This window comes from Citrobacter sp. W9, assembly GCF_026719375.1.
Taxonomy (GTDB): Bacteria; Pseudomonadota; Gammaproteobacteria; order Enterobacterales; family Enterobacteriaceae; genus Citrobacter; species Citrobacter werkmanii.
The window spans coordinates 31,997-48,852 of sequence record NZ_JAPPTE010000028.1; the positions used below are offsets into that span (position 1 = coordinate 31,997).

Below are 16,856 nucleotides of genomic sequence, written 5' to 3' on the forward strand. Positions count from 1 at the left end.
GAGGAACTATGAGCGATAATGAAACGTTTGATGCAGCCCGAAGACTTCTGACGAATATTCGTTCTGTCCGTGTCTTTGCGCGTGAAACGAGCTTTGAGCAACTGCTGGAAATGCAGGAAAAGTTGAACGCTGTTATCGAAGAGCGGCGAGAAGATGCTGAACGTGAAGCCGCAGAACGTCAGGAACGTGAGAAAAAACGTCAGGAATTGCTTCAGCTCATCGCTGGGGAAGGTTTTTCTCCTGAAGAGTTGCTTGGTCTGACCGACGATGCGCCAAATGCACGTAAGAGTAAATTGCCGAAAGCACCGCCAAAGTATCAGTTTGAAGAAAATGGCGAAGTTAAATTCTGGTCTGGCCGTGGACGTTCGCCAAAACCGATTGATGAAGCGTTAAAGGCTGGCCGTTCTCTGGACGATTTTCTTATCAAGAAAGAGCCGTCTGGTTCTGCTGACGATAAACAGTAACTTTATAAGCCCTCCAGGTTGTGCGGAGGGTTTTAAGGAGATTAAAACGTGAGTGACTTATCACCCTACAAACAAATCATCCCGGCAACAGACTGGTATTTCAGGCATGATAATGTCCCCGGTGAGCATGGCGAATCGACCGTATACCAGCTTGCTGCATGGGCGCTAAAAGAAAATGGGGATATTGTCGGACTGGTGACTGTTCGCGATATCGATACAGGGCATCCTAAGCTGGTAACGCCGCCTCCAGTTCCCGGAGATTACTTGCATAAAGAACAGCTCACCGATGATGAAAAAACGTGGGCGAAAAAGCGTTGAGTCGTTTCCCCCCTCAAGCCTCTGTACCGGAGGCTTCCTTAATCCTGCCAGCAAAGATACCTTCTGCAGCTGATGCGGCCGCGCAATAATGCCAGCATAATTCCTTTCTCGATGCCAGTCGGCGACCCAAAATGCCAGCAAAAATGATTGCATTCGGTTTCGGGCTACTATATTTTATCTGTATCGTACAATACAGATAAGGGTGAGCATATGGATCATGTCGGAATAGCAAAGGTATGGCGTCAGCGGAATCAGGAACATGCTGATTCCGGTGTTGTGCTTATATGGGATGGCGAGGCGTATGGCTGGAAAAACGTTCTCCGCGATCCACAGCATGAACGCCCAGGAGCAATTGCCGTCGATGCCGAAGGTAATATGTTTATTGCCGAGGGCGGGAATGACTATGACGGCGCTAAATGCTGGGTAGTCTTTCAGGAGTCCTGATAATGACCAGAGCCACAGAACGCGCTTACAACGAGCTACAGCAGGCGTTTGATTTCTACAATCAGAGGCTGTTTAACGGCGAACTTCCCGACTGCCTGATCACCTTCCAGCGCGGTAAAAACACGATGGGCTATTTCAGCTTCAGACGTTTTGTTGCTGCTGATGGCAGCGGCAAAATGATTGATGAGATTGCCCTGAATCCTGAGTATTTTCCGGCATATCCGCTTATTGAAGTTATGCAGACTCTGGTTCATGAACAGTGTCATATGTGGCAATTTCACTTTGGTAACCCTTCCCGCAAGACGTACCACAATGCGCAGTGGGCGGCCAAAATGGAAAGCATCGGACTAATGCCCTCTTCCACCGGGAGACCTGGTGGCGCGAAAGTCGGCCAGAAAATTAACGACTATCCGATCCCCGGCGGTCGCTTCCAGCTTGTCACACTGGAACTGTTTCAGGGGCAATTTGCGTTGAGCTGGTTTGACCGCTTCCCCGTTCAGGTTGAACAACAGAAAGACATGACCGCCGTTATCGAACAATGGCGGGAAACGCTGGCTCAGGCGCATCAGAATGCAGGCTCCGGCATTGATATTGAAGCGGTGCTGTCAATGGCTCTGTTACCGTCAGTGACGCCACAGAACGGGAACGCAGATTCAGAAGTTATAGCCGGGAGCAATACGTCCTTTGTTGCGGCGTTTGAGGACAAGCCTAAACGGAACAAGGCAAAATATCAGTGTCCGGGGTGCGGTGCTGCTGTGTGGGGTAAGGCCGGGCTGAATATCCATTGCGGAGATTGTGAACAAGCTTTCAGAGAAAGCTAAGTGCCAGCAAAATTCTACGACCGCAGCAGTTGGCCATCGATTTTTTGCCAGCAAATCTTTCTTCCGGATTCGTGCCGGCGTGATAAAAATGACAGCAAAAGAGGTTTTCTATGGGGCATTACACCATCAGAACAAATGACGATGAAGATCAGGTTATCAGAAAGGCGCAGGAGGTTACCGGAATGGCGTCAGCCAGTAAAGCCTTTATGACGGCCATCCTTGAGCTTCAGCGTAACAGAGACGAGATAACGCAGCTCAGGCGCTCACTAGCGCAAGAAAAAGCGCGGAGTCAGGAGCTAGTATCATCGGTGAATCAATTCCGTTCCAGCCTGAATACTATGTTCGAGCTGGCCGACAACGGCAAAAGTTAATATCATCAGTTTTGTCAGGGCGTAGTTGGGGGCTTTCTTTCACGGGGGATGGCGACGCTTCAGTTTAAAAAATCGGGATTAACCTCCCTTCACTCGAACTCAGATTTCACGTAGCGCACGCTGTTTCAGACGCAAAAAAGCCCGACTGGTGAGATCGGGCTTTTTTGTTTTCCGGTTCGGAGTTGGTGCTCTGGCCGGGGAAGTCACTCTACATCTAACACCCATAATATTATGGCACTTGACACAGGCTGTCCAGTGGCAGTTGACACAAGTTGTCAACTGACTGAATTACAGCATGAGTTTCGCCAGCAGATCGGTATAATTGCGGGGTTAGCTCTGTAAGTGGCCTCCCTGCCCTTCCCCGTTCCGGCGGGTATGAATAGTTTCAAAAGTCCTGGCTGAACAAACAGGTGGTGCTGTGTTTGGTGCTCTGGCAGGAGGAAGTCACTCTACATCTAACAATGCGAGAGAACCGTTGTGACAGGCAGTGTATGAGTAAGCAACGGTGATTTCCTCCAGCTTATCTGGAGAACCGGATGATTAATCTGTTAATCATCGTTCTTAGAGCGGTAGCGGCGCTGGCAAACGCGCTGATTGCTATTCTGGAACTGATCCGCCAGTTCATCGATTGATGAATACGGAAACGTAACTAAGGCTGGGGGCTAACCACCTCCGGCCTTTAATAAAAACATCGTTTAGTTACAACATTCATCTGATGCGCATAACCCCCCCCACCTAACCTTTTAGGGGTCAGTTTGGAGATCGGAAATTTTTGTACGTTAAGCGCATTATTTAACCAATCTTGGTTCGTAAGGGGTTGATTTTGCGTCAGTGGCTATCGCTTTTAAGTTGTCGCTCTTGCAGTATCGCATTTAGGTTATCCGATTAAGGTCAAACCTCTGAAAATGCCGTATAGCGCGGGAGTACACCCTATTGCTATAGGTAAGTCTGTTCAAAAAACAGGCTTACCGTACAATAATTCTCTATATCCAAACTGACCCCAAGTACCGGAACAACGTGATTGAATGCTATCATGGCAAACTGAAACGGATAATCGACACCACGCTGGGATTTAAATCCATGAAGACGGCTTACGCCACCATCAAAGGTATTGAGGTGATGCGTGCACTACGCAAAGACCAGGCCTCAGCATTTTATTATGGTGATCCCCTGGGCGAAATGCGCCTGGTAAGCAGAGTTTTTGAAATGTAAGGCCTTTGAATAAGACAAAAGGCTGCCTCATCGCTAACTTTGCAACAGTGCCGGTTTTCAGGCCCCCCGTTCTGTCAGACTGGCTTTTCAAGCCGCTGAGTGAACGATCTGCCGATAGCCTGAAGCGAAAGCGGGTGGCGTTTAGCCTGGAGCACGGGAGCAGTACGCATTTTGGTTGCGACAGCCAATGGCGGTAGCGTGCCTGAAAAAGGCCGTTCCACCCAGACGGTCGATTGATTGATAGTAAAATAAAGCAATTATTTATTTAAGGATTTCATTATGTTACTTCCTGTAATTATGGCTGGCGGTACCGGCAGTCGTCTCTGGCCGATGTCTCGCGAGCTTTATCCGAAACAGTTCCTCCGCCTGTTCGGGCAGAACTCCATGCTGCAGGAAACCATCACCCGACTCTCGGGCCTTGAAATCCATGAACCGATGGTCATCTGTAACGAAGAGCACCGCTTCCTGGTGGCCGAACAGCTGCGCCAGCTCAACAAGCTGTCGAACAACATTATTCTTGAGCCGGTTGGGCGCAACACCGCCCCGGCCATTGCTCTCGCGGCCCTCCAGGCTACCCGCCACGGCGACGACCCGCTGATGCTGGTCCTCGCCGCCGACCATATCATCAATAACCAGCCGGTCTTCCACGACGCCATCCGCGTCGCCGAGCAGTATGCCGATGAAGGCCATCTGGTCACCTTCGGTATCGTGCCGAACGCCCCGGAAACCGGCTACGGCTACATCCAGCGTGGCGTGGCCCTCACCGACAGCGCCCACACCCCGTACCAGGTGGCCCGTTTCGTGGAGAAGCCGGACCGCGAGCGCGCCGAGGCCTACCTCGCCTCCGGGGAGTACTACTGGAACAGCGGCATGTTTATGTTCCGCGCCAAAAAATACCTCTCCGAGCTGGCCAAATTCCGCCCGGATATCCTCGAAGCCTGCCAGGCCGCGGTCAATGCCGCCGACAACGGCAGCGACTTCATCAGCATTCCGCATGACATTTTCTGCGAGTGCCCGGACGAGTCCGTGGACTACGCGGTGATGGAGAAAACCGCCGACGCGGTGGTGGTCGGTCTCGATGCCGACTGGAGCGACGTCGGCTCCTGGTCCGCCCTGTGGGAGGTCAGCCCGAAAGATGAGCAGGGTAACGTCCTCAGCGGCGACGCGTGGGTGCACAACAGCGAAAACTGCTATATCAACAGCGACGAGAAGCTGGTGGCGGCCATCGGCGTGGAGAACCTGGTGATTGTCAGCACCAAGGACGCCGTGCTGGTGATGAATCGCGAGCGTTCCCAGGACGTGAAGAAGGCGGTCGAGTTCCTCAAGCAGAACCAGCGCAGCGAGTACAAGCGCCATCGCGAGATTTACCGTCCCTGGGGCCGTTGCGACGTGGTGGTCCAGACCCCGCGCTTCAACGTCAACCGCATCACCGTGAAACCGGGCGGCGCCTTCTCGATGCAGATGCACCACCACCGTGCCGAGCACTGGGTCATTCTCGCCGGCACCGGCCAGGTGACGGTCAACGGCAAGCAGTTCCTGCTGACCGAGAACCAGTCCACCTTTATTCCGATTGGCGCCGAGCACAGCCTGGAAAACCCGGGCCGCATTCCGCTGGAAGTGCTGGAGATCCAGTCGGGGTCGTACCTCGGCGAGGACGACATTATTCGTATTAAAGACCAGTATGGTCGTTGCTAATTTTTCGGGACAAAACGCAGAATGACACAGTTAACATGCTTTAAGGCTTATGACATCCGTGGTGAACTGGGCGAGGAGCTGAACGAGGACATCGCCTACCGTATCGGCCGCGCCTATGGCGAATTTCTGAAACCCGGGAAGATAGTGGTGGGGGGCGATGTGCGCCTCACCAGCGAGTCGCTGAAGCTGGCGCTGGCCCGCGGGCTGATGGACGCCGGCACCGACGTGCTGGATATCGGCCTGAGCGGCACGGAAGAGATTTACTTCGCCACTTTCCACCTCGGGGTGGACGGCGGCATCGAGGTGACGGCGAGCCATAACCCGATGAACTACAACGGCATGAAGCTGGTGCGCGAGAACGCGAAGCCCATTAGCGGCGACACCGGCCTGCGGGATATCCAGCGCCTGGCGGAGGAGAACCAGTTCCCGCCGGTGGACCCGGCGCGTCGCGGGACCCTGCGCCAGATATCGGTGCTGAAGGAGTACGTCGACCACCTGATGGGGTACGTGGACCTGGCGAACTTCACCCGTCCGCTGAAGCTGGTGGTGAACTCCGGCAACGGGGCGGCGGGGCACGTGATTGATGAAGTGGAGAAACGCTTCGCGGCGGCCGGGGCGCCGGTGACCTTTATCAAGGTGCATCACCAGCCGGACGGCCATTTCCCGAACGGTATCCCGAACCCGCTGCTGCCGGAGTGCCGCCAGGACACCGCCGACGCGGTGCGTGCGCATCAGGCGGACATGGGTATCGCCTTTGACGGCGACTTCGACCGCTGCTTCCTGTTCGATGACGAGGCGTCGTTTATCGAGGGGTACTACATTGTCGGCCTGCTGGCGGAGGCGTTCCTGCAGAAACAGCCGGGGGCGAAAATCATTCACGACCCGCGTCTGACATGGAACACGGTGGACATCGTGACCCGCAGCGGCGGCCAGCCGGTGATGTCGAAGACGGGGCATGCGTTCATCAAGGAGCGGATGCGCCAGGAAGACGCCATCTACGGCGGGGAGATGAGCGCGCACCATTACTTCCGCGACTTCGCCTACTGCGACAGCGGGATGATCCCGTGGCTGCTGGTGGCGGAGCTGCTGTGCCTGAAGAACAGTTCGCTGAAATCGCTGGTGGCGGACCGCCAGGTGGCGTTCCCGGCGTCGGGAGAGATCAACCGCAAGCTGGGAAATGCGGCGGAGGCGATAGCGCGCATCCGGGCGCAGTATGAGCCCGCGGCCGCACACATCGACACAACGGACGGTATCAGTATTGAATACCCTGAGTGGCGCTTTAACCTGCGCACGTCCAACACGGAGCCGGTGGTGCGTCTGAACGTTGAGTCCAGAGCGGATACTGCGTTAATGAATGAGAAAACCGCCGAGCTGCTCAACCTGTTAAAAGAGGAATCGCTTTGAGTCCTATGTTTTCAGCGATCTATCGCTACCGTGGCTTTATTATTGACAGCGTCAAACGGGACTTTCAGTCACGTTACCAGACTAGCTTCTTAGGCGCGGCATGGCTGATCTTACAGCCGATCGCCATGATTTCCGTATATACATTAATCTTTTCTGAGTTAATGCGTGCCCGCCTGGCGGGCATGGACGGCCCTTTTGCCTACAGTATCTACCTCTGTTCCGGGGTGTTAACCTGGGGGCTGTTTACGGAAACGCTCAATAGTCTGGTCAACGTTTTTCTGACCAACGCCAACATTCTTAAAAAGCTTAGCTTTCCGCGGATCTGTTTACCAATCATCGTCACTGCTTCGGCGTTCATTAACTTCCTGATCATTTTTGGTCTGTTCGTGCTGTTTCTGATCGTTACGGGCAATTTCCCGGGCATGATTTTCTTTGAAATCATTCCGGTGCTGATCGTTCAGATGCTGTTCACCCTCGGCCTCGGGATCATCCTCGGGGTGCTGAACGTTTTTGTCCGCGACGTCGGGCAGTTCGTGAATATCCTGCTGCAGTTTTGGTTCTGGTTTACGCCCATTGTCTACGTGTCCAAAACGCTGCCGGAGTGGGTCTCTGGTCTGCTGGCGTATAACCCGATGGCGACCATTATCGGTTCATACCAGAACGTGATGCTCTATCACCAGAGCCCTAACTGGCTGGCGCTGTTTCCGGTCACGGTGCTGTCCGTCATTCTGTTTTTATTTGCCTGGCGTTTATTTAAAAAACATGCCGCTGATATTGTGGACGAGATTTAATCATGAGTATCAAAGTTCAGCACGTCGGCAAGGCGTATAAATATTATCCATCAAAATGGAACCGGGTCATTGAGAAACTTCTGCCGGGCGATAAGCCGCGGCACAGCAAGAAATGGGTATTGAAAGATATCAATTTCAGTATTGAACCCGGTGAAGCGGTCGGCATTGTTGGGGTGAACGGCGCAGGTAAAAGTACGTTACTGAAGCTGCTGACTGGCACCACTCAGCCGACCAAAGGCAGCATTGAGATCCAGGGGCGTGTCGCTGCGCTGCTGGAGCTGGGCATGGGATTCCATCCTGACTTTACCGGTCGGCAGAACGTGTATATGTCCGGGCTGATGATGGGCCTGAGCCGGGAAGAGATTGAGCGCTTAATGCCGGAGATCGAAGCCTTTGCGGATATCGGTGACTACATTGAAGAGCCCGTACGCATCTACTCCAGCGGGATGCAAATGCGCCTGGCGTTTGCCGTGGCCACGGCTTCCCGCCCGGATATTCTGATCGTCGATGAGGCGCTCTCAGTCGGTGACTCCCGTTTTCAGGCGAAGTGCTACGCTCGAATTGCGGATTTTAAAAAGCAGGGCACCACGCTGCTGCTGGTCTCCCATAGCGCCGGTGATATAGTCAAACACTGCGACCGCGCCATTTTCCTCAAAAATGGTGATATCTGCATGGACGGCACCGCCCGCGATGTGACTAACCGTTATCTGGATGAACTGTTTGGCAAAACCGACAAAAACAGCACGCCCAAAAGCGAAACGGCAACCTTGTCAGCCAGCGGCGAAAGCCAGATGTCGCTCGATGAGATTGAGGATGTGTACCATACGCGGCCAGGCTATCGTCCGGAAGAATATCGTTGGGGGCAGGGAGGGGCGAAAATCATTGATTATCACATCCAAAGCGCCGGTATAGATTTTCCTCCATCGCTGACGGGCAATCAGTATACCGATTTCCTGATGAAAGTCGTGTTTGATTATGACTTTGATTGCGTGGTGCCGGGCATTCTGATTAAGACTCTCGATGGTCTATTCCTCTACGGAACTAACTCCTTCCTCGCTTCTGAAGGGCGGGAGAATATCTCGGTTTCCCGTGGCGATGTTCGGGTCTTTAAATTTAGCCTTCCGGTGGATTTAAACAGTGGCGATTACTTGCTGTCGTTTGGTATCTCTGCTGGCAACCCGCAGACGGATATGACGCCGCTGGACAGACGTTACGACTCCATTATTTTACATGTGGCCAAGAGCATGGATTTCTGGGGTATCATCGATCTTAAGTCGTCCTTTACTAGCTACCAATGACGTTGAGAAAAACAATTCCATGACTAAAAACTTAAAAACGCTGGTTAGCGAATTACCTGAGATTTATCAAACAATTTTTGGCCATCCCGAGTGGGATGGCGACGCTGCTCGCGATTGTAATCAACGTCTCGATTTAATTACCGAACAGTACGACAACTTATCCCGTGTGCTGGGCCGCCAGCTTAAAGTTCTCGATCTAGGCTGCGCTCAGGGTTTTTTCAGCCTGAGTCTGGCAAGCAAAGGCGCGACTATCGTCGGTATTGATTTCCAGCAGGAAAATATTAACGTGTGCCGAGCGCTGGCTGAAGAAAACCCCGGCTTTGCCGCTGATTTCCGGGTAGGCAGAATTGAAGAGGTGATCGATGCGCTGGAGGAGGGCGAGTTTGATCTGGCCATTGGCTTAAGCGTGTTTCACCATATTGTTCATCTTCATGGTATCGATGAAGTAAAACGTCTGCTCTCGCGCTTGGCCGATGTCACCCAGGCGGTGATCCTCGAGCTGGCGGTAAAAGAAGAGCCGCTCTACTGGGGCGTTTCTCAGCCGGACGATCCGCGTGAACTGATTGAGCAGTGCGCGTTTTATAGACTAATTGGTGAGTTTGATACTCATTTATCACAAGTGCCGCGTCCGATGTACCTGGTCAGCAACCATCGGGTGCTGCTCAACGATTTTAATCAGCCGTTTCAGCACTGGCAAAATCAGCCCTATGCCGGGGCCGGCCTGGCGCATAAGCGCAGCCGTCGCTACTTCTTTGGCGAAGATTATGTGTGTAAATTTTTCTATTACGACATGCCCCACAACACCCTGATGGCGGAAGAGAGTCAGCGTAATAAAAACGAACTGCATAATGAAATGTGTTTTCTGGCACAACCCCCTACGGGCTTTGACACGCCGGCATTACTAGCCCACGGCGAAAATGCCCAGTCTGGTTGGCTGGTGATGGAAAAACTCCCGGGTAGCTTGCTGAGCGATATGCTGGTGGCCGGGGAAGAGATCGATCGTGAAAAAATCATTGGCACCTTGCTCCGTTCCTTAGCGGTGCTGGAGAAGCAAGGGTTATGGCATGACGATGTGCGCCCGTGGAACGTGATGGTCGATGCACGGCAGCATGCCCGCTTAATCGACTTTGGTTCTATCGTCACCACGCCACAGGACTGCAGCTGGCCGGCAAACCTTGTCCAGTCGTTCTTCGTGTTTGTGAATGAACTGTTTGCTGAAAACAAAAACTGGACTGGTTTCTGGCGCTCGGCGCCCGTGCATCCTTTCAACCTGCCTCAGCCGTGGTCAAACTGGCTGTATGCGGTCTGGCAGGAGCCGGTTGGCAGCTGGAACTTTGCCCTTCTGTTGGCGCTGTTCGACAAAAAAGAGAAACTGCCGTCGGCTGAACAGCAGCGAGGGGCGACGGAGCAGTGGATTATCGCTCAGGAGACGGTGCTGCTGGAGCTCCAGTCTCGAGTGCGTAATGAAAGTGCCAGCTCGGAGGCTATGCGTGGAGAAATCCATGCTCTTGAGCAGCAGATCGTTCAGCTGCAGGCTGAACAGCAGCGAGGGGCGACGGAGCAGTGGATTATCGCTCAGGAGACGGTGCTGCTGGAGCTCCAGTCTCGAGTGCGTAATGAAAGTGCCAGCTCGGAGGCTATGCGTGGAGAAATCCATGCTCTTGAGCAGCAGATCGTTCAGCTGCAGGCTGAACAGCAGCGAGGGGCGACGGAGCAGTGGATTATCGCTCAGGAGACGGTGCTGCTGGAGCTCCAGTCTCGAGTGCGTAATGAAAGTGCCAGCTCGGAGGCTATGCGTGGAGAAATCCATGCTCTTGAGCAGCAGATCGTTCAGCTGCAGGCTGAACAGGATGCGTTAGTGGAAAAGGCTGTGCTGCCAGTGTCCATCAGCCATGAGCTGAGCTGGCTGACTGAGAATATGGAGCAGCTGACCGCGCTGCTGGGGTCGGCAAAAGCGCAATCACAGGCTGAAATTGAGCCCGAGCTGCCTCTGGAAACCGCTGAGCTACTCCAGCGACTGGAAACCGCTAACCGGGAGATTCACCATTTAAATAACGAAAACCAGCAGCTTCGCCAGGAAATTGAAAAAATCCATCGCAGCCGCTCCTGGAGAATGACCAAGGGTTATCGTTATCTGGGATTGCAGATCCATTTGCTAAGACAGTACGGTTTCGTGCAGCGTTGTAAACATTTTATTAAGCGTGTCCTGCGGTTTGTTTTCTCGTTTATGAGAAAACATCCGAAGGTAAAACATACTGCGGTAAATGGGTTACATAAGCTAGGCCTATATCAGTCGGCCTACCGTTTGTATCGTCGTATGAATCCGCAGCCGTACAGCCAGTATCAGGCTGATGCGCAAATTTTATCGCAGACTGAGCTGCAAGTGATGCATCCGGAGCTTTTACCTCCCGTGGTTTATGAAATTTATCTCAAACTAACGAAAAATAAATAAGGAGATTAGCTTGCACATTTTGATTGATGTCCAGGGTTACCAGTCGGAAAGTAAATTCCGCGGTATCGGTCGCAGTACCCTGGCCATGAGCCGCGCAATTATTGAAAATGCTGGTGAGCATCGCGTCAGTATTCTGATCAATGGTATGTACTCCATTGAGAATATTAATGATGTCAAAATGGCCTATCGGGACCTGCTTACGGATGAGGATATGTTCATCTTCTCTGCCGTCGCGCCAACGGCCTACTGCAATATCGATAACCACGGCCGCAGCAAAGCCGCCCAGGCGGCCCGCGATATCGCTATCGCCAATATCGCGCCTGATATTGTCTATGTTATTAGCTTCTTCGAAGGTCATGGAGATAGTTATACCGTGTCTATCCCAGCGGACGACGTGCCGTGGAAGACGGTATGCGTGTGCCACGATCTGATCCCGCTGTTAAATAAAGAGCGTTATCTCGGCGACCCGAATTTCCGCGAGTTTTATATGAACAAGCTGGCGGAGTTTGAGCGGGCGGACGCGATTTTCGCTATTTCGCAATCGGCGGCCCAGGAAGTGATCGAATATACCGACATCCCCAGCGATCGAGTGCTGAACATCTCCTCGGCGGTGGGAGAAGACTTTGCGGTGATTGATTATTCCGCTGAGCATATTCAGTCTTTAAAAGACAAATACAGACTGCCGGATGAATTTATCCTAACGCTGGCGATGATTGAGCCACGGAAAAACATCGAAGCGCTTATTCATGCTTACAGCATGCTGCCTGCTGAATTGCAGCAGCGCTATCCGATGGTGCTGGCGTATAAGGTGCATCCGGAGGATTTGGAGCGTATTCTGCGTCTAGCGGAAAGCTATGGCCTATCCCGCAGCCAGCTTATCTTTACTGGCTTCCTGACCGACGACGATCTAATTGCGCTGTACAACCTATGCAAACTGTTTGTGTTCCCGTCGCTGCATGAAGGTTTCGGCCTGCCGCCGCTGGAAGCGATGCGCTGCGGGGCTGCGACCCTGGGTTCAAATATTACCAGCTTGCCGGAAGTCATTGGCTGGGAAGATGCCATGTTCAATCCGCATGACGTGCAGGATATTCGCCGGGTCATGGAGAAGGCGCTGACCGATGAGGCGTTTTACCGTGAGCTGAAGGCGCATGCTCTCACTCAGTCGGCCAAATTCTCCTGGGCCAACACCGCCCATCTGGCGATCGATGGTTTCACCCGCCTGCTTCAGTCGTCCAAAGAGGTGGATGCCGGGCAGACGGAAGGCGTGACTACCTCGCGCATCCAGACGATGCAGAAAATTGATGCGCTGAGCGAAGTCGACCGTCTAGGTCTGGCGTGGGCTGTTGCGCGCAATGGTTATAAACAGCATACCCGCAAGCTGTTGGTGGACATTTCGGTTCTGGCTAAGCATGACGCTAAGACCGGGATCCAGCGCGTTTCGCGCAGTATTCTTAGCGAATTACTGAAATCCGGAGTACCAGGTTACGAGGTTTCCGCTGTCTACTACACCCCTGGCGAGTGTTATCGCTACGCGAACCAATATCTGTCCAGTAATTTCCCTGGTGAATATGGTGCCGACGAGCCGGTCCTGTTCAGCAAAGACGATATTCTGATCGCCACCGACCTGACCGCGCATCTCTTCCCGGAGGTGGTGACACAAATTGATTGCATGCGCGCCGCAGGCGCATTCGCCTGCTTTGTGGTGCATGATATTCTGCCATTACGCCGCCCGGAGTGGAGTATCGAAGGTATTCAGCGTGAATTCCCGATCTGGCTGTCTTGCCTCGCAGAGCATGCCGACCGACTGATCTGCGTCTCAGCCAGCGTCGCCGAGGATGTGAAAGCGTGGATTGCGGAAAACAGCCATTGGGTGAAACCGAATCCGCTGCTGACTGTCAGCAACTTCCATCTGGGGGCCGACCTTGATGCCAGCGTACCGTCCACCGGCATGCCGGATAATGCACAGGCGCTTTTAGCCACGATGGCCGCGGCGCCATCATTTATCATGGTCGGTACCATGGAGCCGCGCAAAGGTCATGTCCAGACGCTGGCCGCCTTTGAGGAACTATGGTGCGAGGGCAAAAACTACAACTTGTTTATTGTCGGTAAACAGGGCTGGAACGTTGACAGTTTGTGCGAAAAATTACGCCATCATCCCCAGCTGAACAAAAAGCTGTTTTGGCTGCAAAATATCAGCGACGAGTTTTTGGTCGAGCTATATGCGCGTTCACGTGCGCTGATCTTTGCCTCGCAGGGGGAGGGCTTTGGCCTGCCATTGATTGAAGCAGCGCAGAAAAAGCTACCGGTGATTATCCGCGATATCCCGGTGTTTAAAGAGATTGCTCAGGAACATGCGTGGTATTTCTCCGGGGAAGCGCCGGCCGACATAGCTAAGGCCGTCGAAGACTGGTTAGCCTTGTATGAGCAAAACGCTCATCCTCGTTCCGAAAATATCAACTGGTTAACTTGGAAGCAGAGTGCGGAACTTCTCCTGAAAAATCTGCCGATTATCGCGCCAGCCGCGAAGCAATAATCGCTATTAATAGGGCTACCCCGGTGGCCCTTGTGATGAGTTCGTTATGAAAATTATTTTTGCTACTGAGCCAATTAAATACCCATTAACGGGCATCGGTCGGTATTCCCTGGAGCTGGTTAAGCGGCTGGCGGTCGCCCGCGAAATTGAAGAATTAAAGCTATTTCACGGTGCGTCGTTTATCGAACAGATCCCTTTGGTGGAGAATAAAAGCGATACCAAAGCCAGCAATCATGGTCGTCTGTCGGCGTTTCTACGCCGACAGACGCTGTTGATTGAGGCTTATCGCTTGCTGCATCCGCGGCGCCAGGCGTGGGCATTGCGCGACTATAAGGATTATATCTACCATGGCCCCAATTTTTATCTGCCGCATAAACTGGAACGCGCCGTGACCACGTTTCATGACATATCCATTTTTACCTGCCCGGAATATCATCCAAAAGATCGGGTTCGCTATATGGAGAAGTCCCTGCATGAGAGTCTGGATTCGGCAAAGCTGATCCTGACCGTTTCTGATTTCTCGCGCAGTGAAATTATCCGCTTGTTCAACTATCCGGAGGAGCGGATCGTAACCACCAAGCTAGCCTGCAGCAGTGACTATATCCCACGCAGCCCGGCAGAGTGTCTGCCGGTACTGCAGAAATATCAGCTGGCGTGGCAGGCCTACGCGCTATATATCGGCACTATGGAGCCACGTAAAAATATCCGAGGCCTGCTGCATGCCTATCAGCTGCTACCGATGGAGATCCGCATGCGCTATCCGCTAATCCTTAGCGGCTATCGCGGCTGGGAAGACGATGTGCTGTGGCAGTTAGTCGAGCGCGGTACTCGGGAAGGCTGGATCCGTTACCTCGGATATGTTCCGGATGAAGACCTGCCGTATCTGTACGCAGCGGCCAGAGTCTTTGTTTATCCCTCCTTCTACGAGGGATTCGGTTTACCTATTCTTGAAGCGATGTCTTGCGGTGTGCCGGTAGTATGCTCCAATGTCACCTCTTTGCCTGAGGTTGTTGGCGATGCCGGCCTCGTTGCCGATCCTAATGATATAGACGCGATTAGCGCGCAAATTTTGCAGAGCCTGCAAGATGATAGCTGGCGGGAAATCGCCACCGCGCGCGGTCTTGCTCAGGCGAAACAGTTTTCGTGGGAGAACTGTGCGACCCAGACCATTAACGCCTATAAATTACTCTAAGGGTGTCAGTTGAGAGTTCTACACGTCTATAAGACTTACTATCCCGATACCTACGGCGGTATTGAGCAGGTCATTTATCAGCTAAGTCAGGGCTGCGCCCGCCGGGGAATCGCAGCCGATGTTTTCACTTTTAGCCCGGACAAAGATACAGGCCCTGTCGCTTACGAAGATCATCGGGTCATTTATAATAAACAGCTTTTTGAAATTGCCTCCACGCCGTTTTCGCTGAAAGCGTTAAAGCGTTTTAAGCTGATTAAAGATGACTACGATATCATCAACTACCATTTTCCGTTTCCCTTTATGGATATGCTGCATCTTTCGGCGCGGCCTGACGCCAGGACTGTGGTGACCTATCACTCTGATATAGTGAAACAAAAACGGTTAATGAAGCTGTACCAGCCGCTGCAGGAGCGATTTCTCAGCGGCGTAGATTGCATTGTTGCCTCGTCGCCCAATTACGTGGCTTCCAGCCAGACCCTGAAAAAATATCTGGATAAAACGGTGGTGATCCCTTTTGGTCTGGAGCAGCATGACGTGCAGCACGATCCGCAGCGGGTGGCGCACTGGCGGGAAACCGTCGGCGATAACTTCTTCCTCTTCGTCGGCGCTTTCCGCTACTACAAAGGGCTGCACATTCTGCTGGATGCCGCCGAGCGTAGCCGGCTGCCGGTGGTGATCGTCGGGGGCGGGCCGCTGGAGGCGGAAGTACGGCGTGAGGCGCAGCAGCGCGGACTGAGCAATGTGGTGTTTACCGGCATGCTCAACGACGAAGATAAATACATTCTCTTCCAGCTCTGCCGGGGCGTGGTCTTCCCCTCGCATCTGCGCTCAGAGGCGTTTGGCATTACGTTACTGGAAGGCGCGCGCTTCGCCAGGCCATTGATCTCCTGCGAGATCGGCACCGGGACCTCGTTCATTAACCAGGACAAAGTGAATGGCTGCGTGATCCCGCCAAATGACAGCCAGGCGCTGGTGGAGGCGATGAATGAGCTGTGGCATAACGATGAAACCGCCAGCCGCTATGGCGAAAACTCGCGTAGTCGCTTCGAAGAGATGTTTACCGCCGACCATATGATTGACGCGTACATTAATCTTTATACGTCGTTACTCCATGAGAAACCAGGCTCTTGAGGCGAAATCGTCGGGCACGCCACTGTTGATATAAATCCCCTTAAAACATCGAAGGCCAATGGAAGGTGCGAATAAGCGGGGAAATTCTTCTCGGCTGACTCAGTCATTTCATTTCTTCATGTTTGAGCCGATTTTTTCTCCCGTAAATGCCTTGAATCAGCCTATTTAGACCGTTTCTTCGCCATTTAAGGCGTTATCCCCAGTTTTTAGTGAGATCTCTCCCACTGACGTATCATTTGGTCCGCCCGAAACAGGTTGGCCAGCGTGAATAACATCGCCAGTTGGTTATCGTTTTTCAGCAACCCCTTGTATCTGGCTTTCACGAAGCCGAACTGTCGCTTGATGATGCGAAATGGGTGCTCCACCTTGGCCCGGATGCTGGCTTTCATGTATTCGATGTTGATGGCCGTTTTGTTCTTGCGTGGATGCTGTTTCAAGGTTCTTACCTTGCCGGGGCGCTCGGCGATCAGCCAGTCCACATCCACCTCGGCCAGCTCCTCGCGCTGTGGCGCCCCTTGGTAGCCGGCATCGGCTGAGACAAATTGCTCCTCTCCATGCAGCAGATTACCCAGCTGATTGAGGTCATGCTCGTTGGCCGCGGTGGTGACCAGGCTGTGGGTCAGGCCACTCTTGGCATCGACACCAATGTGGGCCTTCATGCCAAAGTGCCACTGATTGCCTTTCTTGGTCTGATGCATCTCCGGATCGCGTTGCTGCTCTTTGTTCTTGG

Annotated in this window: 14 protein-coding genes and 2 pseudogenes; 15 read left to right on the forward strand and 1 reads right to left on the reverse strand. The window is 53.1% G+C overall.

Annotated elements, in window-relative coordinates:
- Positions 1–8 precede the first annotated feature (8 nt).
- The 15 genes and pseudogenes from OOJ59_RS25065 (at position 9) to wbdC (ending at position 16,126) form a co-directional block, all read left to right on the forward strand.
- On the forward strand, positions 9–464 hold the full coding sequence (locus tag OOJ59_RS25065) for an H-NS histone family protein (protein WP_044715196.1): 456 nt from the start codon (positions 9–11) through the stop codon (positions 462–464).
- A gap of 48 nt (positions 465–512) precedes the next feature.
- Entirely contained in the window at positions 513–782 is a 270-nt protein-coding gene (locus tag OOJ59_RS25070; protein WP_044715198.1) for a hypothetical protein, read from the forward strand.
- 210 nt (positions 783–992) lie between these two features.
- The gene (locus OOJ59_RS25075; protein WP_044715201.1) at positions 993–1,226 is read left to right on the forward strand and encodes an antirestriction protein ArdR; all 234 of its coding nucleotides are present in this window, start codon (positions 993–995) and stop codon (positions 1,224–1,226) included.
- A 2-nt stretch (positions 1,227–1,228) separates the two neighbouring features.
- Positions 1,229–2,047: a SprT-like domain-containing protein gene (locus OOJ59_RS25080; protein WP_040080118.1), complete on the forward strand. Its 819-nt coding sequence runs from the start codon at positions 1,229–1,231 to the stop codon at positions 2,045–2,047.
- Between the two features lie 110 nt (positions 2,048–2,157).
- On the forward strand, positions 2,158–2,418 hold the full coding sequence (locus tag OOJ59_RS25085; RefSeq protein ID WP_040080119.1) for a hypothetical protein: 261 nt from the start codon (positions 2,158–2,160) through the stop codon (positions 2,416–2,418).
- A 536-nt stretch (positions 2,419–2,954) separates the two neighbouring features.
- Entirely contained in the window at positions 2,955–3,050 is a 96-nt protein-coding gene (gene dqlB, locus OOJ59_RS28115) for a DinQ-like type I toxin DqlB (RefSeq protein ID WP_000609145.1), read from the forward strand.
- 370 nt (positions 3,051–3,420) lie between these two features.
- Positions 3,421–3,630, forward strand: a pseudogene (locus tag OOJ59_RS25090) (DDE-type integrase/transposase/recombinase); the annotation flags it as partial.
- 279 nt (positions 3,631–3,909) lie between these two features.
- Positions 3,910–5,325 (forward strand): mannose-1-phosphate guanylyltransferase/mannose-6-phosphate isomerase, encoded by a 1,416-nt coding sequence (locus OOJ59_RS25095; protein ID WP_004180506.1) that lies wholly within the window; start codon positions 3,910–3,912, stop codon positions 5,323–5,325.
- A 21-nt stretch (positions 5,326–5,346) separates the two neighbouring features.
- Positions 5,347–6,729, forward strand: a complete 1,383-nt coding sequence (gene rfbK, locus OOJ59_RS25100; RefSeq protein ID WP_040079938.1) for an O9 family phosphomannomutase RfbK — start codon at positions 5,347–5,349, stop codon at positions 6,727–6,729.
- A 5-nt stretch (positions 6,730–6,734) separates the two neighbouring features.
- The gene (gene wzm / locus OOJ59_RS25105; RefSeq protein WP_040079937.1) at positions 6,735–7,520 is read left to right on the forward strand and encodes an O9 family O-antigen export ABC transporter permease subunit; all 786 of its coding nucleotides are present in this window, start codon (positions 6,735–6,737) and stop codon (positions 7,518–7,520) included.
- 2 nt (positions 7,521–7,522) lie between these two features.
- The gene (wzt, locus tag OOJ59_RS25110) at positions 7,523–8,818 is read left to right on the forward strand and encodes an O9 family O-antigen export ABC transporter ATP-binding subunit (protein ID WP_040079935.1); all 1,296 of its coding nucleotides are present in this window, start codon (positions 7,523–7,525) and stop codon (positions 8,816–8,818) included.
- A gap of 19 nt (positions 8,819–8,837) precedes the next feature.
- Positions 8,838–11,270: a class I SAM-dependent methyltransferase gene (locus OOJ59_RS25115; protein WP_228728116.1), complete on the forward strand. Its 2,433-nt coding sequence runs from the start codon at positions 8,838–8,840 to the stop codon at positions 11,268–11,270.
- Between the two features lie 10 nt (positions 11,271–11,280).
- Positions 11,281–13,803 (forward strand): polymannosyl GlcNAc-diphospho-ditrans,octacis-undecaprenol 2,3-alpha-mannosylpolymerase WbdA, encoded by a 2,523-nt coding sequence (wbdA, locus tag OOJ59_RS25120; RefSeq protein ID WP_040079933.1) that lies wholly within the window; start codon positions 11,281–11,283, stop codon positions 13,801–13,803.
- 46 nt (positions 13,804–13,849) lie between these two features.
- Complete coding sequence (locus tag OOJ59_RS25125; protein ID WP_000691216.1) at positions 13,850–14,995, forward strand: glycosyltransferase family 4 protein; 1,146 nt, start codon at positions 13,850–13,852, stop codon at positions 14,993–14,995.
- Between the two features lie 9 nt (positions 14,996–15,004).
- Entirely contained in the window at positions 15,005–16,126 is a 1,122-nt protein-coding gene (wbdC, locus tag OOJ59_RS25130) for an N-acetyl-alpha-D-glucosaminyl-diphospho-ditrans,octacis-undecaprenol 3-alpha-mannosyltransferase WbdC (protein WP_048235111.1), read from the forward strand.
- Positions 16,127–16,332: 206 nt separating this feature from the next.
- On the opposite strand, the pseudogene OOJ59_RS25135 reads toward wbdC, so the two are convergent.
- A pseudogene (locus OOJ59_RS25135) lies at positions 16,333–16,856 on the reverse strand (IS5-like element IS5 family transposase); the annotation flags it as partial.